This window comes from Frigoribacterium sp. AC512, from assembly GCF_979258295.1.
The window spans coordinates 876,197-897,540 of the sequence record NZ_OZ409850.1 but is presented as its reverse complement, the minus strand read 5'-3'; the positions used below and the strand labels follow the sequence as shown (position 1 = coordinate 897,540).

The window sequence follows — 21,344 nt, the reverse complement described above, 5'->3', positions numbered from 1 at the left end:
CCACGCACAGCACGACGCCCCGGCGCCGGTCGCGAGACCGGCACCGGGGCGTCGTGCTGTGGTGCAGCCTGTCGGCTACAGCGTGACGTCGATCTCGCGCAGCAGCTCGGCGTCGATCGCCGTGCGCAGCTTCTCGAGCAGGTCGTCGGGCGCGGGGCTGTCGATCGTGAGCACGCTGAGGGCCTGGCCCCCGGCGCTGCGGCGGGCGATCTGCATGCCGGCGATGTTGATGCCGGCGTCGCCGAACTCCTTGCCGTAGACGGCGACGATGCCCGGGCGGTCGCCGTAGACCATGACGAGGTGATGGGCCGCGATCGGGACCTCGACGTCGTAGCCGTTGATCTCGACGATCTTCTCGACCTGCTTCGTGCCCGTCAGGGTGCCCGAGACCGAGATCTGGCCGCCGTCGGCCAGCGAGCCGCGGACGGTGAGGACGTTGCGGTACTCCTCGCTCGTGGGGTCGGTGAGCAGGCGCACGGTGATGCCGCGCTGCTCCGCGAGCAGCGGCGCGTTCACGTAGCTGACCGACTCGCTGACGATGTTCGTGAAGATGCCCTTCAACGCGGCGAGCTTGAGGACGCTCACGTCGTACTCGACGAGATCGCCTCGGACCTCGACGTCGACGCTGGTGAGGGGCGAGTCGGCGAGGGCGGCGAAGACCTGACCGATCTTCTCGAGCAGCGGGATCCCGGGGCGCACGTAGGGGTCGATGACCCCGCCGGCGACGTTGACGGCGTCGGGCACCAGCTCGCCGCCGAGGGCGAGGCGCACCGACCGAGCGACCGAGACGCCGGCCTTCTCCTGGGCCTCGTCGGTCGAGGCGCCGAGGTGCGGGGTGACCACGACGTTCTCGAGGCCGAGCAGCTTCTGGTCGACCGGGGGCTCCGACACGAAGACGTCGAGGCCCGCACCCGCGATCTCGCCCGTGGTCAGCGCCGTGTAGAGGTCGTCCTCGTCGATCAGGCCGCCACGGGCCACGTTGACGACGAACGCCGTCGGCTTCATCGCCTTCATCTGCTCGAGGCCGATCATGCCGGTCGTCTCCGCCGTCTTCGGCATGTGGATGGTGACGAAGTCGGCGGTGGCGAGCAGCTCGTCGAGCGAGAGCAGCGTGACGCCGAGCTGCTGGGCACGGGCCGGGGTGACGTAGGGGTCGTAGGCGACCACGTTGACGCCGAAGGCCTGCAGGCGGGCCGTGATGAGCGCGCCGATGCGCCCGAGGCCGACGATGCCCACCGTCTTCTCGAACAGCTCGACGCCCGTGTACTTCGAGCGCTTCCACTGGCCCTGCGCGAGGGCGGAGTGCGCCGCGGGGATGTGCCGCGCGAGGCTGAGGATGTGCCCGACCGTGAGCTCGGCCGCGGAGATGATGTTCGAGGTGGGCGCGTTGACCACCATGACGCCGGCCGTCGTGGCCGCCTTGATGTCGACGTTGTCGAGCCCGACGCCCGCTCGGGCGATCACCTTGAGGCCGGGAGCCGCCGCGATGGCCTCGGCGTCGAGCTGCGTCGCGGAGCGGACGAGGACGGCATCGGCCCCCGCGAGGGCGGAGAGCAGGGCCGCCCGGTCGGTGCCGTCCACCGACCGGACGTCGAAGTCGGGGCCGAGAGCCTCGACGGTGGCGGGTGAGAGTTCTTCTGCGATCAGCACGACGGGCTTGGCCACGGAGACGATGTCCTAACGAGAGGGGTCTGGGGTGAACGCCGCGACGCGCCGTGGGCGCGGCTGCTGTGCACTCTATCGACTCGGGCGGCGCATGACGCGCACATGACGCCGGCGCACGGCCGGGCCACGCCCGCGGCATCGGGCACGGCCGCAGCGCCGACCCGGGGCCGGTCAGCTCAGATGCTGAGCACGTACGCGGTGATCGTGAGCGACACCGAGCCGACGAGGGCGAGCGCCGCGACGAAGGCGAGCACGACCTGCCAGAGCGGCCGTCGGCGCGCCACGACGAGGGCGCCGACCCACGCGACGACCGGCAGCAGCACGTTGGCGACGAGCGCGGCCCAGGGCGGGGAGGCGGCGAGGCCGTCGACCCCGACCTCGTCGAAGAACTCGTTGTTCTGGTAGCGGACGTCCTGCGGCACGAGCACGAGGTTGGTGATCGCCTCGTACAGGTCGTAGGCGAAGAACAAGGCGGCCAGGGCGGCGACCACGACGACGCCGATGCGGGGGCCACGACGGCGTGAGGCGGCGGCGGGGCCGGCCGGCTGCGTGGCCGGGCCGGTCTCGCGGGCGGTCACGCGCCTCCTCCGATCACCAGCGGCCACGGCGCCAGGGCGACCGCCCCGACGGCGAACACGAGGAGGCGGCGCGACGACCGCGACTGCGGCACGAGCAGGATCGTGGTCATGAACCACACCGCGGGCGCGACGATCGCCAGCGCGACGCCGAGCAGCCACAGCGCCGTCTGCACGCGGTCGACCGGGGTGCCGCCGAACGAGAGGAGGAACTGGTCCCTCGACACGATCCAGCCGACGCAGGACAACAAGGCGACTCCGCCGAAGACCCCGTGGCCCACCAAGGAGGCGCTGCTCATGCCCCCGGGGAGCTCGTCGTCGGCCTCGGGATCGGCCTGCGAGACGGGCACGGGGCCCTCGACGTGGCTGGCGTCGCGCTCGTCGCCCCAGCTGAGGGCGTCGTCGTGATCGTCGATCTCGTCGTGCTCGTCGATGTCGTCGTGCTCGTCGATGTCGTCTGGCTCGGGGCGTGCCGGGGACGGGTCGGTCATGCCGCCGTCTTCGACGAGACCGCCTCCAGCAGGGCCGAGAACAGCGGGTGGCCCTGCTCGACGCCCGTCAACGTGACCGTCAGCTCCTCGTCGGGGAGGCCCGACGCGAGCAGCGCCTGCAGCTCGACGCTCTCGGAGTCGTCCGGCACGTCGAAGTCGAGCGCCGCACGGACCGCACGGACCAGCGCGTCGTGGCCGAGCCCGCGCTCGGCGAGCTGCGTGGCCGGGCCGACGAAGCGCTCGTGGCGGCTGAGCTTCCGCAGCGGACCGCGGCCGACCCGCTCGGTCGTGTCGGGCAGGTGCGGGTTCGAGATGCGCACCAGGTTCTTCTCGACGTAGGCCTGCTGCTCGTCGAGATCGAGGTCGTGCTTGGCGACGAGCAGCTCGGTGGTCTCGCGGAGCGCGCCGCGGACCTCGGCCAGCACGGCCTCGTCGGCCAGTGCCTCGCGGATGCTCTCGAGGCCGCGCGAGAAGCCGTGGTAGGCGGCGGCCGCGTGGGCGGTGTTGACCGTGAAGAGCTTGCGCTCGATGAACGGCGCCAGGTCGTCGACCCAGGTCACGCCGGCGATCTCGGGACGATCGGCGCCGAAGGGCGCGCTCTCGACGACCCACTCGAAGAACGACTCGATGGTCACGTCGAGCGAGCCGCCGGCCTGCTCGGGGACGATGCGGTCGATCGCGCAGTTGGCGAAGACGGCGTTCTCGGCCGGGTCGGCCTGGCGGACGGCCTCGGCCAGGGAGTCGGTGGCGTTGATCGCGTTCTCGCACGCGATCACGGCGAGCGGCGCGAGGGAGGCGTCACGGGCGGCGAGCCCGCGCGCGATCACCGGAGCGACGAACGGGAGGATGCGGGCGCCCACGGCGGTGGTGACGACGTCGGCGGTCGCGATCTCGGCGACCAGCGCCTCCTCGTCGGTGCGGCTGTTGATCGCCCGGTAGCCGTCGACCACGGTGGTGCGGCTCTCTTCGCCGACTTCGTGCACCTCGAACGACGGCTGCTGCTGCAGCAGGCCGATCAGCTCGTCGTTGACGTCGGCGAACACGACCTCGTAGCCGCTCGCGTGCAGGAACTGCGCCACGAAGCCCCGACCGATGTTCCCCGCACCGAAGTGCACTGCCTTCTTGCTCGCTGCCATGCCCTAGATCATGCCACGACAGCCCGTGAGCCCCGGACGGCCGAGGGGCCCCGCTCCGGGTGGAGAGGGGCCCCTGCGGGTGGAGAGGGGGTCAGCGCGCAGCGCTGCCGTCGCCCGTCGGCGGAGCCGACCAACGTGGCCGGGTCGCCCCGGACTGCGTCGACGTCAGCGCGCAGCGCTGCCGTCGCCCGTCGGCGAAGCCGACCAACAAGGCCAGGTCGCCTGGACTACGTGGGCGTCAGCGCGCAGCGCTGCCGTCCACGTAGTCCGTGTCGGTCTGCTTCCAGGCGAAGAGTGCGCGGAGCTCCTGGCCGGTGGCCTCGATGGGGTGCTCCTCGCCCTTCTTGCGCAGCTCGGCGAACTCGGGCGCGCCGGCGTCCTGGTCGTCGATGAAGCGCTTGGCGAAGGCGCCCGACTGGATGTCGGCCAGGACGGCCTTCATGTTCTCCTTCACGTCGGGCGTGATGACGCGGGGGCCCGAGACGTAGTCGCCGTACTCGGCGGTGTCGGAGACGCTCCAGCGCTGCTTGGCGAGGCCGCCCTCCCAGATGAGGTCCACGATCAGCTTGAGCTCGTGCAGCACCTCGAAGTAGGCGATCTGCGGCTGGTAGCCGGCCTCGGTGAGGGTCTCGAAGCCGTACTGGATCAGCTGCGAGGTGCCGCCGCAGAGCACGGCCTGCTCGCCGAAGAGGTCGGTCTCGGTCTCTTCGGTGAAGGTCGTCTTGATGCCGCCGGCACGGAGGCCGCCGATGCCCTTGGAGTACGACCAGGCGAGGTCCCAGGCCGAGCCGGAGGCGTCGTTCTCGACCGCGACGATGACGGGGACGCCGCGGCCGGCCTCGAACTCGCGGCGGACGGTGTGGCCGGGGCCCTTGGGCGCGACGAGCAGCACGTCCACGTCGTCGGGGGCCTCGATGTAGCCGAAGCGGATGTTGAAGCCGTGGCCGAAGACGAGCGCCTTGCCCTCGGTGAGGTTCGGGGCGATGTCGTCCGCGTAGACGTGGCGCTGCACCTGGTCGGGCGCGAGGACGACGATCACGTCGCCCCAGGCCGAGGCCTCGGCGGGGGTGTGGACCGTGAAGCCGGCCTCCTCGGCCTTGGCGCGGCTCTTCGAGCCCTCCTTGAGGCCGATGACGACCTCGACGCCCGAGTCGCGCAGGTTGAGCGCGTGGGCGTGGCCCTGGGAGCCGTAGCCGATGACGGCGACCTTCTTGCCCTGGATGATCGACAGGTCTGCGTCGGTGTCGTACACGATCTCAGTCACGGTGGTGGTTCTCCTTGTGTGGGGCGGTGGGGTGGAGCAGGGAGGCGGCGGGTACGAGCCCGCGCCGGTCACTGGGCCTTGGGGACCCTGTCGGTGATCGCCTTCGAGCCGCGGCCGATGGCCAGCAGGCCGGACTGCGAGATCTCGCGGATGCCGTAGGGCTCGAGCACGCGCAGCAACGCCGTGGTCTTGCCGGTGTCGCCGGTGACCTCGATCACGAGCGAGTCGGTCGAGACGTCGACCACGGACGCACGGAAGAGCGTGACGGCCTCGAGCACCTGCGACCGGGTGGTGGCGTCGACCCGCACCTTGATCAGCATGTGCTCGCGCTGCACCGACTGCGAGTAGTCGAGCTCGACGATCTTGATGACGTTGATCAGCTTGTTGAGCTGCTTCGTCACCTGCTCGAGCGGCAGTTCCTCGACGTCGACGACGACGGTGATGCGGCTGAGGCCCTCGACCTCGCTCTTGCCGACCGCGAGGCTCTCGATGTTGAACCCGCGGCGGGCGAAGAGCCCCGCGACTCGGGTCAGCAGACCGGGCTTGTCCTCGACGAGGAGGCTCAGGACGTGGCTCATGCGTGCTCTCCTGTCATGTCGCCGTCACGGGTCGTGTCGGAGGCGCTGCTGCCGGGGGCCTCGTCGTCCCACTCCGGGGCGAGGGCCCGGGCGTGCTGGATCTCGGAGTTGGAGACGCCCTGGGGCACCATCGGCCAGACCATCGCGTCGCGGCTGACGACGAAGTCGATCACCACCGGGCGGTCGTTCGTCTCGAGCGCGAGCTGGATCGCGGCGTCGATCTCGTCCTCGCGCGTGACGCGGATGCCGAGAGCCCCGTAGGCGTCGGCGAGCTTGACGAAGTCGGGCACCATCCGCGTCTCGTGGCCCGTGTTCAGGTCGGTGAACGAATGGCGTCCCTCGTAGAACAGGGTCTGCCACTGGCGCACCATGCCGAGCGACGAGTTGTTGATGATCGCGACCTTGATCGGGATGTCGTTGATGACGCAGGTGGCGAGTTCCTGGTTCGTCATCTGGAAGCAGCCGTCGCCGTCGATGGCCCACACGACGCGGTCCGGCTGGGCCACCTTGGCGCCCATCGCGGCCGGCACCGAGTAGCCCATCGTGCCTGCGCCTCCCGAGTTCAGCCAGGCGTGGGGACGCTCGTACTCGATGAACTGCGCGGCCCACATCTGGTGCTGGCCCACTCCGGAGGCGTAGATCGCCTCGGGACCGGACAGCTGCCCGATCCGCTGGATCACGGCCTGCGGCGAGAGGAGGCCGTCGTCGGGCTGGGTGTAGCCGAGCGGGAACTGCTCGCGCAGCCCCTCGAGCTTCTGCCACCAGGCCGAGGTGTCGGCGCGGTCGGCGGCGGGGATCTCGGCGAACGCCGCAGCGAGGTCGGGGATGACGACCTTCGCGTCGCCCACGATGGGCACGTCGGCGAAGCGGATCTTCGAGATCTCGGCCGGGTCGATGTCGACGTGGACCACCTTGGCGCCGGGGGCGAAGAGGTCGGCCTTGCCGGTGACGCGGTCGTCGAAGCGGGCGCCGAGCGCGATGATGAGGTCGCTCTCCTGCAGGCCGAGGACGGCCGGGACGGTGCCGTGCATTCCCGGCATGCCCAGGTGCTGCGCGTGGGTGTCGGGGAACGCGCCGCGAGCCATCAGCGTCGTGACGACGGGGGCGCCGGTCAGCTCGACCAGCGTCTTGAGCTCGGCCGACGCCCCGGCGCGGATCACCCCGCCGCCGACGTAGAACACGGGCTGCTCGGCCTCGGCGATCATCTGGGCCGCCGCGGCGATCTGCTTGCCGTGCGCCTTCGTGACCGGCCGGTAGCCGGGTAGGTCGACGACGGGCGGCCAGACGAAGGGCGCCGAGTTCTGCTGGGCGTCCTTGGTGATGTCGACGAGCACGGGGCCGGGCCGGCCGGTGCTCGCGATCTGGTAGGCGGCCGCGAGCGTCGCGGGGATGTCCTCGGGCTTCGTCACGAGGAACGAGTGCTTGGTGATCGGCATCGTGATGCCGACGATGTCGGCCTCCTGGAACGCGTCGGTGCCCATCAGGGTCGAGAAGACCTGTCCCGTGATCGCGAGCAGCGGCATGCTGTCCATGTAGGCGTCCGCGATGGCGGTGACGAGGTTGGTGGCCCCCGGACCGGAGGTGGCGATCGCGACGCCGACCCGTCCCGAGGCCGCGGCGTAGCCCTCGGCCGCGTGGCCGGCGCCCTGTTCGTGGCGCACGAGGATGTGGCGGATGGCGGTCGACGCCATCAGCTCGTCGTAGAAGGGGATGATCGCGCCGCCGGGGAGGCCGAAGACGTCGGTGACCCCGAGGTGCTCGAGCGACTTGAGGATCGCACCGGAGCCCGTGAGGACGACCGGCTGCGTGGTCGTCGCGGAGCTCGTGGGGCCGGCGGCGGGGGCCGGCCGGGCGCCGGGGCGCGCGGGGGCGCCGGGCTGAGGTGTCGTGTCGTTGGGCATCAGTGCCGATTCCCTCTTCGTGGTGGTGGTGGAGCGGTGACGACGGTGCCGGTCGACGGCGGTGCGCTGTGCGGAGCGGCGAGCCGGGCGCCCCGTCCGGCGCCGGCTCGGGCGGCGGTGCCGCGCCGAGCCGGTCGGGACGAGATCAGTACGTGACTGCGCCCTCGGCCGCGGACCGGACCTGGCGTGCGTACTTGGCGAGGACACCGCGGGTGTAGCGCGGAGGGAGGGGGGCCCAGCCTTCTCGGCGGGCCTCGAGCTCAGCGGCGTCGACGAGTAGGTCGATCGAGCGAGCGGCGATGTCGACACGGATGAGGTCGCCATCACGCACGAAGGCGATGGGACCGGAGTCCACCGCTTCGGGTGCTATGTGGCCGATGCAGAGGCCGGTTGTGCCGCCCGAGAATCGTCCGTCCGTCAAGAGTAGTACATCCTTGCCGAGCCCAGCGCCCTTGATGGCCGCCGTGATGGCGAGCATCTCGCGCATCCCCGGGCCGCCCTTCGGGCCCTCGTAGCGGATGACGACGACGTCGCCCGCCTCGATCCGACCGGCGGTCAGGGCGTCCATCGCGCCGCGCTCGCGCTCGAAGACCTTGGCCGGGCCCTCGAAGACGGAGGCGTCGAAGCCCGCGGTCTTGACGACGGCGCCCTCGGGGGCGAACGACCCGCTGAGCACCGTGAGCCCGCCGGTCGCGTGGATCGGGTTCTCGAGGGTGCGCAGCACCTCGCCGTCGAGCGGCTTCGGCTTGATCGCCTCGAGGTTCTCGCGCACGGTCTTGCCGGTGACGGTGAGGCAGTCGCCGTGCAGCAGGCCCGCGTCGAGCAGGGCCTTCATGACCACGGGGACGCCGCCCATGCGGTCGACGTCGTTCATCACGTACTTGCCGAAGGGCTTGAGGTCGCCGATGTGCGGGATCGTGTCGCCGATGCGGTTGAAGTCGTCGATGGTGAGGTCGACCTCGGCCTCGTAGGCGATCGCCAGCAGGTGCAGCACGACGTTGGTCGACCCGCCGAAGGCCATGGCCACGGCGATGGCGTTCTCGAACGCCTCCTTCGTCAGGATGTCGCGGGTGGTGATGCCGAGGCGCAGCAGGTTCACCACGGCCTCGCCCGAGCGGTGGGCGAAGTAGTCGCGACGGCGGTCGGCCGAGGGCGGCGACGCCGAGCCGGGCAGGCTCATGCCGAGCGCCTCGGCGACGCTCGCCATCGTGTTGGCGGTGTACATCCCGCCGCAGGCGCCCTCGCCGGGCACGATGGCGCACTCGATGGCCTTGAGGTCGTCGTCGCTGATGGTGCCGGCCTTGTGCGCGCCGACGGCCTCGAACGAGTCGATGATCGTGACGTTCTTCTCGGTGCCGTCGCTGAGCTTGACCCAGCCGGGGGCGACGCTGCCCGCGTAGAGGAACACGCTGGCGAGGTCGAGGCGCGCGGCGGCCATGAGCATGCCGGGCAGCGACTTGTCGCAGCCGGCCAGCAGCACCGAGCCGTCGAGGCGCTCTGCGTTCATGACGACCTCGACGCTGTCGGCGATGACCTCGCGCGAGACGAGGGAGAAGTGCATGCCCTCGTGGCCCATCGAGATGCCGTCGGACACGGAGACGGTGCCGAACTGCAGCGGGTAGCCGCCGCCGCCGTGCACTCCCTCTTTCGCGCCCTGGGCGAGCCGGTCGAGCGACAGGTTGCAGGGGGTGATCTCGTTCCAGCTGCTGGCGATGCCGATCTGCGGCTTCTCCCAGTCCTCGTCGCCCATGCCGACGGCGCGGAGCATGCCGCGCGAGGTGGTGGCCTCGACCCCGTCGGTGACGACGCGGCTGCGGGGCTTGATGTCGATGGGCGCTGCGTCGATGGGCGTTGCGTCGATGGGCGCTGCGTCGATGGGCGCTGCGTCGATGGGCGCTGCGTCGATGGGGCCTCGGGCGGCTGCGTCCGACGGCTGGCTGTCATTCACGGGCATGGGTCGAGTTTAGGGCCAGCCGGCGACGCCCTCAGCCGAGGCCGGGATCGGGGGCGTGGTGGTGCCCGCCCTTGACGTGCAGCGGGGCGTCGTGCTCGCGCTCCCGGGCCTCGTCGTCGTGGGCGTCGTCGTCGCCCTCGGAGTCGTCGAGCCCGTCGGCCCGGTCGAGCTCGACGGCCAACGCGTCGGCCGACCCCACCGGCAGGGTCGACGGGTCGACGTCGGAGAGCGACTGGCCGTCGGCCACGAGTTCCTCCCCTGCCCGGGCGACCGCCTCGTCGAGCTCGTCGACGACGAGCATGTCGCGGCGGAGGTCGCCGTTGCGGTAGCCGGCCCGGCCGATCATGTGCGCCGAGATCGGCGCCGTGAGCATCTGGAAGACCAGGACGACCACCAGGGAGGCGATGGTCCCGAGGTTGTGCTGGTCTAGGGCGATCGCCGACAGCATCAGGATCAGCCCGAAGATCTGCGGCTTCGTGGCCGCGTGCATGCGAGTGAGGGCGTCGGGGAACCGCAGGAGGCCGACGCCGGCGGCGGCGGACAGCGCCGCACCGGCGACCAGCAGGACGGCGCTCGAGATCGTGTAGAACTGGTCGCTCATGACGGGTCCTGCCTCGACACGTAGCGCGCCACGGTGATCGAGCCGAAGACGGCCGTCAGGGCGAGCACGATGATGACCGGCAGGGTGCGGGTGTGGTTCCCGAGCACCATGTCGGCGGCGAGCACGCAGATGAGGGTCGTGAGCAGCATGTCGCTCGCGATCATGCGGTCGAGGATGGACGGCCCCCGCACGATGCGGAGCACCGAGGCGAGCGCGGCGAACGCGAAGAGCACGCCGACGACCCAGGAGACGATCGTCACGAGGCGACCCCCTTGTTCTTCTCGTTCACGGGCAGCTCGGCGCCGGACCGGTCGGTCGGGGCGTCCTCGGTGGCGGGCGTCCCGTCGGCGATGCGGCGGAGGTCGTCGGCGCTGCCGAGCGCACGAGCGATGCGCTTCTCGAAGCCGAGCACCCTCTTCCGCACCTCCTCCACTCCGTCCGCGTCCTCGACCGCGAGAGCGTGCATGTAGAGGATCGACCGCTCGCGGTCGGCCTCGACGACGAGCGAACCGGGCACCAGCGACACGGCCTCGGCGACGAGCGTCATGATGAAGTCCGACCGGGTGTGCAGCTGGACGGCGACGATCGCGTTGCTCGTCACGCCTCGGGGCCGCACGGCCGTCCAGGCCACCTCGACCGACGCGACGACGAGGTCGAAGACGAAGCGGCCGAGGAACACGAGCGCCCAGCCGAGGTTGAACCGCCCGCTCAGCTCGACCGGCGGCAGGAAGAAGACCCGCGTGACGAGCAAGGCCACGAGGACGCCCGTGACGAACGAGAGCACGGTCAGCTGGTTCCAGAGGAACATCCAGAGGACGACGAGGCCGACGAGGAGGGGCAGCTGACGGAGCAGGCTGCGTCCGACCTCGTGGGCCGAGGGCCGGGCGGTCACGGTGCGCTCCCCTCGTTGTCGGCGGTGTCGCCCTCGCCCTCGGGGAAGACGAGCTGCACGTACGAGTTCGACCCGTAGACCTTGCCCGCCGCGCGCTCGGCGACCCCGTAGAGCGGACCCGCGAAGACGGTCAGCACGAGCGAGACGCCGACCATGCCGACGGTCGCACCGATCATGGTGCGCGGGTTGGCGCGCTTCGCCTGGACGGCGGTGCGGCCGGGCGCCTCCTCGAGACGCTCGGTGAGGGGCGACTCGTGGTCCTCGACGTCGCTGCCGGGACGCCAGAAGGCGAGGTTCCAGGCCCGCATCAGGGCGTAGAGCGTGAGCAGCGACGTCACCGCGCCGGCACCGATCAGCACGTAGACGAGCGGGTCGTCGAGGCGCGCGCCGGCGTCGAAGAGCGCCACCTTGCCGATGAAGCCCGAGAACGGCGGGATGCCGCCGAGGTTCAGGGCCGGGATGAAGAAGAGCACCGCCACCACGGGCGCCGCCTTCAGCAGCCCGCCGAGCCGGAGCACCGAGGCCGTCCCGCCCCGCCGCTCGATCAGCCCCGCCGCCAGGAAGAGCGTGGTCTGCACCGTGATGTGGTGGACCACGTAGTAGATAGTCGCGGCGAGGCCCTCGACGGTGCCGAGCGCGATCCCGAAGATCATGTAGCCGATGTGGCTGACCAGGGTGAACGACAGGAGGCGCTTGATGTCCGCCTGCGCCACCGCGCCCAGGATCCCGATCACCATCGTCAGCAACGAGATGATCAGCAGGTAGACGTTGACGTTGCTCTCGACGAAGAGCACCGTCTCGGTCCGGATGATGGCGTACACGCCGACCTTCGTCAACAGGCCCGCGAACACCGCCGTGACCGGGGCCGGCGCGGTCGGGTACGAGTCGGGCAGCCAGAACGACAGCGGGAAGATCGCCGCCTTGATGCCGAAGGCCGTCAGCAGCATCACGTGGATGATCGTCTGGACGTCCGGCGGGATGGTGTCCATCTTCTGCGCGATGTCCGCGATGTTGACCGTGCCGAGGGCGCCGTAGATCATCGCGATCGACGCCAGGAACAGCACGCTCGACAGCAGGCTCACCACGATGTACGTGACGCCCGCCCGGATGCGCTGCTCGGTGCCGCCGAGGGTGATCAGCACGTAGCTCGCGATCAGCAGCATCTCGAAACCGACGTAGAGGTTGAAGAGGTCGCCCGCAGCGAACGCGTCGAAGACGCCGGCGGCGAGGATGAGGTACGTGGGGTTGTAGATCGAGACGGGGGCGTCGCCGTCGCCGTCCGCCGAGCCCTGCCCGACGGAGAACACGAAGACCGCCAGCAGCACGATCGACGAGATCGTGAGCATCAGCGCCGCGAGGCGGTCGACCACGAGGAGGATGCCGAAGGGCGCCTCCCACCCGCCGACCTGGACCGCGATCGCGCCGTCACGGTCGACGACGACGAGGAGGACGGCGCTGATGGCCACGACGACCGCCAGCGCGGCGATCGTGAGGACGGCCTGGAGCCGGGGCCGCCGGGTCGCGACCAGCGCGGCGCCCGCACCGATGAGGGGCACGAGCACGACGAGCGGGACGAGGAAGTCGAGGTTCACGGTCGGCCTCCTCTCGGATCGTCACGGTAGGTGCCGCGGTCGCGGTCTCGTTCGGGGTGGGCCGGGTCGTGGTCGGGAGCGTGCTCCGGGTCGGCCACCGGGATGGTCTCGCTCGGGGCGTGGTCCCAGGGGTCGTCGTCGTCGAAAGACGACTTCGGCACGGCGGCCTCGGCGTCCGGGCCGAACTCCGTGTCGCCGTCGCTCTCGTCGTCGCCGTCGCCCTGCGTCTCGTCCTCCGCGGGCACCCCGCGGATGCCGATCTCCAGGTCTTCGAGGTCGTCGGCCACGTCGTCCTCCTGCGCGAGCCGCCAGGAGCGGTAGATGAGGGCCAGCAGGAAGGCCGAGACGCCGAACGTGATGACGATGGCCGTGAGGATGAGCGCCTGCGGCAGCGGGTCGGCGAAGCTCGACTCGGGCACCTGGCCGTCGGCGATCGGCGCCTCGCCGCTGCGGCCGGACATCGTGAGGATGAGGATGTTCGTCGCGTTGCCCACGAGCAGGAAGCCGAGCAGCACACGGGTCATGCTGCGCTCGAGCATGAGGTAGATGCCGCAGGCGTAGAGCGCTGCCATCACGACGATCAGGATCAACGACGCGCTCATGCGGGGCCCTCCGCCTTGGTCGTCGCCGTGACCGAGGCGTCGCCGCGGTCGTCCTCTTCCTCTTGCCGGTCGACCTCGGCCCCCAGGCTGCGGAGCACGTCGAGCACGAGGCCGACGACGACGAGGTAGACGCCGATGTCGAAGAACGTCGAGGTGACGAACTCGACGTGGCCGAGCAGCGGCACCTCGCCCTCGAACCAGGTCGAGGTGAGCGCGTCGGCGCCGAAGAAGAGGGGCACGACGGCGGTGGCCACGATCACGAGCAAGCCGGTGCCCAGCACCTTGCCGGCGTCGAGGGGCGCCGCGGCGCCGAGCTCGAAGCGCCCGCCCGCGAGGTAGCGCGCCACGAAGGCCATGCCCGCGACCAGGCCGCCGGCGAAGCCGCCGCCCGGCAGGTTGTGGCCGGCGAAGAGCAGGTAGATCGAGACGACGACGATGGCGTGGAAGAGCAGCCGGACGACGACCTCGAGCAGGATCGAGCGGTTCTGCGGCGCCAGCTTGCGGCCGGCGAGCAGCCAGGCGCGTCGGTCGCCCTCGACCTCGGAGCCGACCGCCGTGCTCGACGAGGCGTCGGCCCGGTCGGCCTGGCTGCCGCCGGCCTCGGAGCCGGGGACGACGGGCGCGGGCTCGAGGGCCGGGCGCACCCGGGCGAGGAAGCGCTGGGCACGCGTACGGCGGGCCGGACGCGGCAGCATGTCGGTGCGCGAGGTGAGGAACACGAGGCTCGCGACGCCGGTCGCGGCCGCGATCAGCACGCTGATCTCGCCCATCGTGTCCCAGCCGCGGATGTCGACGAGGGTGACGTTGACGACGTTCTTGCCGTGGCCCCCGACGACGGCGAGCTCGGGGAACGCGCTCGAGATCGTTCCGCCGCTGCGGGCGCCCAGGGCGACGACGGCGATGGTCGCCATGACGCAGCCGACCGAGACGCCGATGACGGCGCGCAGCGCGCGGTGCGAGCGACCGTTGCGGTCGCCGAGGCGGGCCGGCAGGCGCCGGAGCACGAGCACGAAGGCGATGAGGGTGATCGTCTCGATCAGGGCCTGGGTGAGCGCGAGGTCGGGGGCGCCGTGCAGGGCGAACAGCGCGGCCATGCCGTAGCCGGTCACGCCGACGAGCACGACGGCCTGGAAGCGCTTGTTCGACCGCGCCGCGGCCACGGCGCCGACGATCATCAGGCCGCCGACGGCCAGCTGCGCCGGGTAGTCCCAGATGACGGCCGCGTCGGGCCAGCTGCGGTTGGACGACAGCGTGACGATGCTCGACACGACGAAGACGACGAGGATCGTGCCCAGGTAGAACGGCAGCGAGCCGCGCTGGGTCGCCGCCGTCGTGCGCGACGCCGTCTTGTCGATGCCGGTCATGATCCGGACGTAGCCGTCGGAGGCGCGGGGCAGGAACGAGACCGCCTTCTGCGCTGCGGACACCCGCTCGCGCTGCCAGAACATGACGGCGCCGAGGACGAGCGAGAGGACGGTCAGGCCGAGGGCCGGCTCGAGGCCGTGCCAGAGGGCGAGGTGGTAGGGGCCGTGCTCGCCCTCGACGTGCGGCAGGGTGTCCGCGTAGCGCGCCATGACGGAGTCGACGGGGGCCGCGACGAAGCCGAGCGCGAGGCTCAGCACGGCGAGGACGGCCGGCGCGGCGAGGAAGTCGATGTGCTCGCGGACGAAGTCGACCGGGGCGACGTCGCGCTTGCGGGCGAACGCCCCCCAGAGGAACCGCAGGCTGTAGGCCGTGGTGAGGACGGAGCCCACGACGACGCCGACGAGCGCGACCACGCCCCAGGCGCTGCCGTGCTCGGCGTCGGCGAGCAGGGCGGAGAGCACCGCCTCCTTCGCCACGAAGCCGAACGTCGGGGGCACGCCCGCCATCGACGCGAGCGCGATCACGGTGATGACGACGAGGACGGGAGCCTGCCGACCGAGGCCGCTCAGCTTGCGGAGGTCACGCGTCCCGGTGCGGTGGTCGACGATGCCGACGACGAGGAACAGCGTCGCCTTGAACAGCGCGTGCGCGACGAGCAGCGCGAGCGCCGCGAGCCCCGCGTCCCGGGTGCCGTAGCCCGCGATGATCGTGAGGAAGCCGAGCTGGCTGACCGTGCCGTAGGCGAGGACGAGCTTCAGGTCGTGCTGGCGGAGGGCACGATAGCCGCCGAGGAGCATCGTCACGACGCCGACGGTGACGACGACCTCTTGCCAGCCGGGCGAGTCGTGGTAGCCGGGAGCGAAGCGGGCGACGAGGTAGATGCCCGCCTTGACCATGGCCGCGGCGTGCAGGTACGCGCTCACCGGGGTGGGGGCGGCCATGGCCGCGGGCAGCCAGAAGTGGAACGGGACGAGGGCCGACTTCGACAGCGCGCCGACGAGCACCAGGATCACCGCGACGGTCACGGCCGTGCCGCTCGGCGGCGACGCGACGAGGGCCTCGATCGAGGAGGTGCCGCCCTGGACGCTGAGGACCACGAGGCCGACCAGCATGGCCAGCCCGCCCGCCGTCGTGACGATGAGGGCCTGGAGCGCGGCCCCGCGGCTCGCCTGCTTGTTCGTGTAGTGACCGATCAGCAGGTACGAGAAGACGCTCGTGGCCTCCCAGAAGACGAAGAGCACGAAGACGTCGTCGCTGGTGACGAGCCCGTACATCGCCCCGGCGAAGGCGACGAGCACGGCGGCGAAGCGGGCGAGGCTCTTCTCCCCGGGCTTGAAGTAGCGAGAGCAGTACACGAGCACGAGCCCGCCCACGCCGGTGACGACGAGGGCCAGCACCCACGACAGGACGTCGAGGCGGAGGGTCAGCGTGATGCCGAGCTGCGGGATCCACGGAACCGACTCGACGACCTGCCCCTGCGACAGGACCTGCGGCCCCTGCAGGGCGGTCATCACCATGGCGGCGAACGGGACGGCCGAGGCCCACAGGAAGAGCGACGGCCCGAGGCGGCGCCCCAGTGCGGCGACGACGATCGAGGCGACCGCGAAGGCCGCGAGAGCAGCGATCATCATGGTGCACCTCCGTCGGCTGGCGAGTTCGTCGGTCGTTCGGGCTGATCGGCGACGAGGAGTCGGGCGGAGAGGTCAGCCTACCTTGCAGTCACCTGGGAGGACCGCCCGACCACGGCGACGCCGGTGGACACATGCGTCCTCAGGCATGCCCCAGGTGCTCGCGCAGGTCGGCGAGCTCGCCCAGCAGCCGCCCGATCGCGGCCGGGTCGGCGACGCGGTGGCTCGCGGCGGTCTCGCCCGGCCCCACCCGGATGCCCAGGTCGCCCTCGCCGAGCGACCGCAGGGCGTCCTCGTCGGTGACGTCGTCGCCGGCGAAGAGCACGGCGGTGGCGCCGACGGCCTCGCGCAGACGGGCGACCCCGTCGTCCTTGCCGGTCGGGCGGACGGCGTACTCGCGCACGTTCTTGCCCTCGCGGCCGTGCACGCCGGGCTCGTCGGCGAGGCGCTGCCGGACGGCCTCGCGCACCTCCGTCGTCGTCGCCTCGTCAGCGAGCCGCGTGTGGAGGGCGAGGCCCGCCGGCTTCTCCTCGACGAAGACGCCCTCGCGGCCGTCGGCCGCCGTGTGCAGCGCCTCGGAGATGACGGCGCGACGGGCGAGCTCGTCCTCGGTCAGGGAGGTCACCTCTCCCCCGATCCGCACCTCGATGCCGTGCGAGCCGACGAGCAGCACCTGCTCGGGCATCTCGCTGATGCGGTCGAGCGACGCGAGGTCGCGACCGGAGACGAGGGCGACGGAGGTGCCCTCCATCTCGAGCAGGCGACGGATCGCCTCCTTCGACTCGGGCAGCGGGCGGGCCGCCATCGGCTGGTCGACCTCGGGCGCGAGGGTGCCGTCGAAGTCGAGGGCGACGAGGAGGCGCGGGGTCGTCGCGAGACGGCCGAGCGCGTCCGAGAGGGCCCGCGACTCGTCGTCCGTGGTCAGGGGGGTCGTGGTCACGAGTCGTCCTCCTCGGCGGGTGCCGTGATCTGCTGGCCGGGGCGCACGTTCTCGAGCGCCTGCAGGAACGACGCGGACCAGCTGGCCACGTCGTGCTCGAGCACGCGCCGACGGAGGGCGCGCATCCGCGTCGTCCGGTCACGGCGCGGCATCTCGATCGCCCGCATGATGGTGTTCTTCAGGCCGCCGATGTCGTGCGGGTTGATCAACAGCGCGCTCTTGAGCTCGTCGGCGGCGCCGGCGAACTCGCTGAGCACGAGCACTCCGTCGTTGTCGCGGCGCACCGCCACGTATTCTTTCGCGACGAGGTTCATCCCGTCGCGGAGGGCGGTGACCAGCATGATGTCGGCGGCGAGGTAGAGGGCCACCATCTCTTCACGCGGGTAGCCGTGGTGGTGGTAGCTGATGGCCGTGTGGCTCATCGTCGCGTAGTCGCCGTTGATCCGGCCGACGGTCAGCTCGATCTCGTCGCGCAGCGTCTTGTACGTCTCGACCCGCTCGCGGCTGGGGCTCGCGACCTGCACCAGCGTCGCGTCCTCGACGCTCAGGCGGCCGTCGGCGAGCAGCTCGCCGAACGCCTTCATCCGGTGGCGGATGCCCTTGGTGTAGTCGAGCCGGTCGACGCCGAGCATGACCGTCTTCGGGTTGCCGAGGCCGGCGCGGATCTCGGCAGCCCTCGCCTGGATGTCGGGCCGCGCGGCCAGTTCTTCGTAGCTGGCGGCGTCGATCGAGATCGGGAAGTGCTTGGCGAGGACCCGGCGCACCTTCGTGCCGCGGCGGGACAGGTGCGAGGACCCCGTGGTCGCGTCGTCGTCGACCGGCACCTCGACGTAGGGGCGGGTCGTCCCGTAGCCGAGCAGGTGGCGCACCGCCCGCGAGAAGTTCGAGGCGTCGTCGCCGCGCTGGAACCCGATGACGTCGGCGCCGAGCAGCCCCTCGAGGATCTGGCGGCGCCAGGGCAGCTGCGAGAAGATGCCGAGCGGCGGGAACGGGATGTGGTTGAAGAAGCCGATCGTCACGTCGGGACGCGCCTCGCGGAGCATCTTCGGGACGAGCTGCAGCTGGTAGTCCTGCACCCAGATCGTGCCGCCCTCCTCGGTGATCTCGGCGGCACGGTCGGCGAAGCGCTGGTTCACCTGCACGTACGCCTCCCACCAGAGCCGGTGGTACGTCGGTGCGGCGATGACGTCGTGGTAGAGCGGCCAGAGCGTGTCGTTGCTGAACCCCTCGTAGTAGCGCTGCACCTCTTCGGCGCTGAGGGGCACGGGCACGATGTGGATGCCCTCGTCGACGAACGGCTCGAACTCGAGCTCGGGCTGGCCGGCCCAGCCGACCCAGGCCCCGTCGTTCGCCTTCATGACGGGCTCGAGGGCGGTCACGAGCCCCCCGGGCGAGTGCTGCCAGGACGCGGAGCCGTCCTCGGCGACGACGCGGTCGACGGGGAGGCGGTTGGAGACGACGACGAAGCCGTAGCGCTCAGCGGTGTCAGACATGGGGGTGATCAGCTCCGTTCGACCCCCGGGAGACGGGGGACGGCCAGATTATCAGCGCGCCCGTCCGGCCCCCCGGCGCGGCCTGTCCCCCGGGCGTCCAGCTCAGACGAGCCGCAGCACCTGTCGCGCCGCCTCGGCGAGCGCGCGGCCGTAGCTCCGGCCGTGGCCCGCCGCGTGCACCGCGAGCGGGTGCAGCTGGTGGAGCGGCACCCGGTCGCGCCAGCCGTCCCGGAGGGGCGACGCGTCCTGGTAGCCGGCCAGCGCCTCCTCGAGGAAGGGCAGGCCGAACAGCTGCAGCATCGCCAGGTCGGTCTCGGGGTGGCCCCCGTGCGCGGCCGGGTCGATGAGGACGACGCCGCCCGCGTCGACCAGGACGTTGCCGCTCCAGAGGTCGCCGTGCAGGCGGGCCGGCTCGACGTCGTCGTCGAGGGCGCCCGACGCGACGGCCCCGCAGGCACGTTCGACGAGGTCGAGCTCGTCGCGCGTCAGCGCCCCTGCCTCGACGGCCGTCCGGGCGAACGGCAGCACGCGCTGGGCGGCGTAGAACGCGCCCCAGCTGTCGCGGGGCGTGCACTCCTGCTGCCGTCGGCCGATGAAGACGGGGCCCTGCCAGCCCGCGGGAGGCGCCCCGAAGGCGTCTGCGCCGGCCGCGTGGGTGGCGGCGAGCGCCGCGCCGAACCGCCGTGCCGCCTCCGGCGTCGGTCGGGTCTCGTGCACGGCCTCGAGTGCGATGCGGCCTGCCGAGACCGACTCGACGGCCACGATCCTCGCGCCTCCGCGGGGCGTGGCGTCGGCCAGCCAGGCGAGCCCTGCCGCCTCGGCCTCGAAGAAGTCGTCAGGGGCGTCGGCGCGCTGCTTCACGTGCGAGGTCACGTGGATAGCATGCCCCCATGACCGAGGCCCCGACCGCGACCCGCACCCCGACCCGGACCCGGGCGTACCGGGAGGGGCGGCTCGTGGCCGAGGGGTTCCCCCTCGCCGACGTGAGCGACCACCTCGCCACCGACGGCTGCACCGTGTGGGTCGACCTCACCGACCCGACCGCGGCGGATTTCGACGACCTCGAGGACGAGCTGGGGCTGCACGAGCTCGCCGTCGAGGACGCCCTGCAGGACGGCCAGCGGCCGAAGGTCGACCGCTACGAGAACCACCTCTTCGCCGCCCTCTACGACGTGTCGTTCGACGCGGCGTCGGGAGAGCTGACGACGAGCGAGGTCAAGGCGTTCGTCACTGCCAGGGCGCTCGTGACGATCCACCACGCCGACTTCGACGCGCGACGGCTCCACGAGGCGTTCGACAGGAGCCCCGGTCTCGCCTCCCACGGCGTCTCCTTCTTGCTCTGGGGCGTGCTCGACGTGGTCGTCGACCGGCACTTCCACGCCGTCGACGCGCTCGACGACGAGATCGAGGGCATCGCCGACGACCTGTTCGACCCCGCGCCTCGCACCCTCGACGTGCAGAAGCGGTCGTTCGCGCTGCGCAAGAGCCTCGTGCGGCTGCGACGCGTCGCGTCGCCGATGCGCGAGGTGCTTAACACGCTCCTGCGGCGCGACCTGCACGACCTCGACCCGGTGATGCAGCCCTACTACCAGGACGTCTACGACCACGTGGTCCGCGTCGCCGAGCAGAACGACTCGCTCCGCGACCTCGTCTCGACCATCCTCGACACCAACCTCAACCTGCAGTCGAACCGGATGAACGGGATCATGAAGAAGGTGACGAGCTGGGCGGCGATCATCGCGGTGCCCACCGCCATCACCGGCTTCTACGGCCAGAACGTGCCCTACCCCGGCTTCAGCACGGTCGGGGGCTTCGTCACCTCGTGCGTGCTCATCGTCGGCGTGGGCGGCGTGCTCTGGTGGCAGTTCCGCAAGCGCGACTGGCTGTAGGAGGCGGTCGGCGGCCCCGAGGGCGTTCCCCGGTCGTTCGCCGGACGTTCATCCCTGCTCGGCTCCCCCGCCGCGGGCCCGGTCGTAGCCTGGCCGCGTGATCACGGTCGGAACGAGCACGTCCTGCGTCTCCCCGCTGCCCGTCGACGAGGCGTTCCGCCTCGCGAGGACCACAGGCTTCGACGGGGTGGAGGTGATGGTGACCGCCGACCGGGCGAGCCGGGACGCCCGGCTGCTCCGCGCCTCCTCGGCTCGCTGGGGGCTGCCCGTGCTGTCGGTGCACGCACCGGTGCTGCCGCTCGCCCACTTCGCGCTCGGCCGCGACCAGGGCGAGAAGCTGCGGCGCTCGGCCGAGCTCGCAGCCGAGCTCGGCGCGGCCACCGTGGTCGTGCACCCGCCGTTCCGCTGGCAACGACGTCATGCCGCACGGTTCCTCGACCTGGTCCGCGAGCTGGCGGCCGCGACGGGCGTCGAGCTCGCGGTCGAGAACATGTTCCCGTGGCGGCTGGGGCCGGTCGTCGCCGACGTCTACTCCCCCGGCCACGACCCGTCCACCCTCGACGTCGACGCGGCGGTGCTCGACTTCTCGCACGCCGCCGTCGCCGGGCGCGACGCGCTCGACCTCGCGCTGGCGCTGGGGCCGCGCCTCCGCCACGTGCACCTCTGCGACGGGCTCGTCTCGCCGCGGCCCGGCGGCCTCGTCGACCAGCACCTCGTCCCGGGCACGGGCGACCAGCCGGTGGCCGAGGTCCTGAGGCACCTGGCGCAGTCGGGCTGG

The 21,344-nt window shown here is 71.5% G+C and carries 18 protein-coding genes and 1 pseudogene; 2 read left to right on the top strand and 17 right to left on the bottom strand.

The window, feature by feature from the left end:
• Positions 1-75 precede the first annotated feature (75 nt).
• From serA to ACZZ97_RS04005, 17 genes are all read right to left on the bottom strand, one after another.
• Positions 76-1,665 (bottom strand): phosphoglycerate dehydrogenase, encoded by a 1,590-nt coding sequence (gene serA, locus ACZZ97_RS04085; protein ID WP_463472349.1) that lies wholly within the window; start codon positions 1,663-1,665, stop codon positions 76-78.
• A 176-nt stretch (positions 1,666-1,841) separates the two neighbouring features.
• A complete protein-coding gene (locus ACZZ97_RS04080) occupies positions 1,842-2,243 on the bottom strand; it encodes a hypothetical protein (RefSeq protein ID WP_463472348.1) in 402 nt (133 codons plus the stop codon).
• The gene (locus ACZZ97_RS04075) at positions 2,240-2,731 is read right to left on the bottom strand and encodes a hypothetical protein (protein ID WP_463472347.1); all 492 of its coding nucleotides are present in this window, start codon (positions 2,729-2,731) and stop codon (positions 2,240-2,242) included. The genes ACZZ97_RS04080 and ACZZ97_RS04075 overlap by 4 nt, the downstream gene beginning before the upstream one ends.
• On the bottom strand, positions 2,728-3,867 hold the full coding sequence (locus ACZZ97_RS04070; RefSeq protein WP_463472346.1) for a mannitol-1-phosphate 5-dehydrogenase: 1,140 nt from the start codon (positions 3,865-3,867) through the stop codon (positions 2,728-2,730). The genes ACZZ97_RS04075 and ACZZ97_RS04070 overlap by 4 nt, the downstream gene beginning before the upstream one ends.
• 238 nt (positions 3,868-4,105) lie before the next feature.
• Entirely contained in the window at positions 4,106-5,131 is a 1,026-nt protein-coding gene (gene ilvC, locus ACZZ97_RS04065; RefSeq protein WP_463472345.1) for a ketol-acid reductoisomerase, read from the bottom strand.
• 68 nt (positions 5,132-5,199) lie between these two features.
• Positions 5,200-5,709 carry an acetolactate synthase small subunit gene (ilvN, locus tag ACZZ97_RS04060; protein WP_123546473.1) on the bottom strand — a complete coding sequence of 170 codons (510 nt, stop codon included), beginning with the start codon at positions 5,707-5,709 and terminating at the stop codon, positions 5,200-5,202.
• On the bottom strand, positions 5,706-7,610 hold the full coding sequence (locus ACZZ97_RS04055) for an acetolactate synthase large subunit (protein ID WP_463472344.1): 1,905 nt from the start codon (positions 7,608-7,610) through the stop codon (positions 5,706-5,708). Before ACZZ97_RS04055 ends, ilvN begins: the two co-directional genes overlap by 4 nt.
• A gap of 145 nt (positions 7,611-7,755) precedes the next feature.
• Complete coding sequence (gene ilvD / locus ACZZ97_RS04050; protein WP_463472343.1) at positions 7,756-9,564, bottom strand: dihydroxy-acid dehydratase; 1,809 nt, start codon at positions 9,562-9,564, stop codon at positions 7,756-7,758.
• Between the two features lie 31 nt (positions 9,565-9,595).
• Entirely contained in the window at positions 9,596-10,165 is a 570-nt protein-coding gene (gene mnhG / locus ACZZ97_RS04045) for a monovalent cation/H(+) antiporter subunit G (RefSeq protein ID WP_123546476.1), read from the bottom strand.
• Positions 10,162-10,425, bottom strand: a complete 264-nt coding sequence (locus ACZZ97_RS04040; RefSeq protein ID WP_123546477.1) for an MrpF/PhaF family protein — start codon at positions 10,423-10,425, stop codon at positions 10,162-10,164. The genes mnhG and ACZZ97_RS04040 overlap by 4 nt, the downstream gene beginning before the upstream one ends.
• Positions 10,422-11,057 carry a Na+/H+ antiporter subunit E gene (locus ACZZ97_RS04035; RefSeq protein WP_314101186.1) on the bottom strand — a complete coding sequence of 212 codons (636 nt, stop codon included), beginning with the start codon at positions 11,055-11,057 and terminating at the stop codon, positions 10,422-10,424. Before ACZZ97_RS04035 ends, ACZZ97_RS04040 begins: the two co-directional genes overlap by 4 nt.
• The gene (locus tag ACZZ97_RS04030; protein WP_314101184.1) at positions 11,054-12,649 is read right to left on the bottom strand and encodes a Na+/H+ antiporter subunit D; all 1,596 of its coding nucleotides are present in this window, start codon (positions 12,647-12,649) and stop codon (positions 11,054-11,056) included. The genes ACZZ97_RS04035 and ACZZ97_RS04030 overlap by 4 nt, the downstream gene beginning before the upstream one ends.
• Positions 12,646-13,251, bottom strand: coding sequence for a Na(+)/H(+) antiporter subunit C (locus ACZZ97_RS04025; protein WP_314101182.1), 606 nt, complete (start codon positions 13,249-13,251; stop codon positions 12,646-12,648). The genes ACZZ97_RS04030 and ACZZ97_RS04025 overlap by 4 nt, the downstream gene beginning before the upstream one ends.
• Positions 13,248-16,244 carry a Na+/H+ antiporter subunit A gene (locus ACZZ97_RS04020; RefSeq protein WP_463473754.1) on the bottom strand — a complete coding sequence of 999 codons (2,997 nt, stop codon included), beginning with the start codon at positions 16,242-16,244 and terminating at the stop codon, positions 13,248-13,250. The genes ACZZ97_RS04025 and ACZZ97_RS04020 overlap by 4 nt, the downstream gene beginning before the upstream one ends.
• Positions 16,245-16,386: 142 nt before the next feature.
• Positions 16,387-17,184 carry a trehalose-phosphatase gene (gene otsB / locus ACZZ97_RS04015; RefSeq protein WP_314101180.1) on the bottom strand — a complete coding sequence of 266 codons (798 nt, stop codon included), beginning with the start codon at positions 17,182-17,184 and terminating at the stop codon, positions 16,387-16,389.
• Positions 17,181-18,677 (bottom strand): alpha,alpha-trehalose-phosphate synthase (UDP-forming), encoded by a 1,497-nt coding sequence (locus ACZZ97_RS04010; RefSeq protein WP_463472342.1) that lies wholly within the window; start codon positions 18,675-18,677, stop codon positions 17,181-17,183. Before ACZZ97_RS04010 ends, otsB begins: the two co-directional genes overlap by 4 nt.
• Positions 18,678-18,779: 102 nt before the next feature.
• Positions 18,780-19,550, bottom strand: coding sequence for a fructosamine kinase family protein (locus tag ACZZ97_RS04005; protein ID WP_463472341.1), 771 nt, complete (start codon positions 19,548-19,550; stop codon positions 18,780-18,782).
• 17 nt (positions 19,551-19,567) lie between these two features.
• On the opposite strand from ACZZ97_RS04005, the gene ACZZ97_RS04000 reads away from it, so the two are divergent.
• Together ACZZ97_RS04000 and ACZZ97_RS03995 are read left to right on the top strand one after the other, a co-directional pair.
• Entirely contained in the window at positions 19,568-20,566 is a 999-nt protein-coding gene (locus ACZZ97_RS04000) for a magnesium transporter CorA family protein (RefSeq protein WP_463472340.1), read from the top strand.
• Positions 20,567-20,762: 196 nt separating this feature from the next.
• Positions 20,763-21,338, top strand: a pseudogene (locus ACZZ97_RS03995) (sugar phosphate isomerase/epimerase family protein); the annotation flags it as partial.
• Positions 21,339-21,344: the final 6 nt, after the last annotated feature.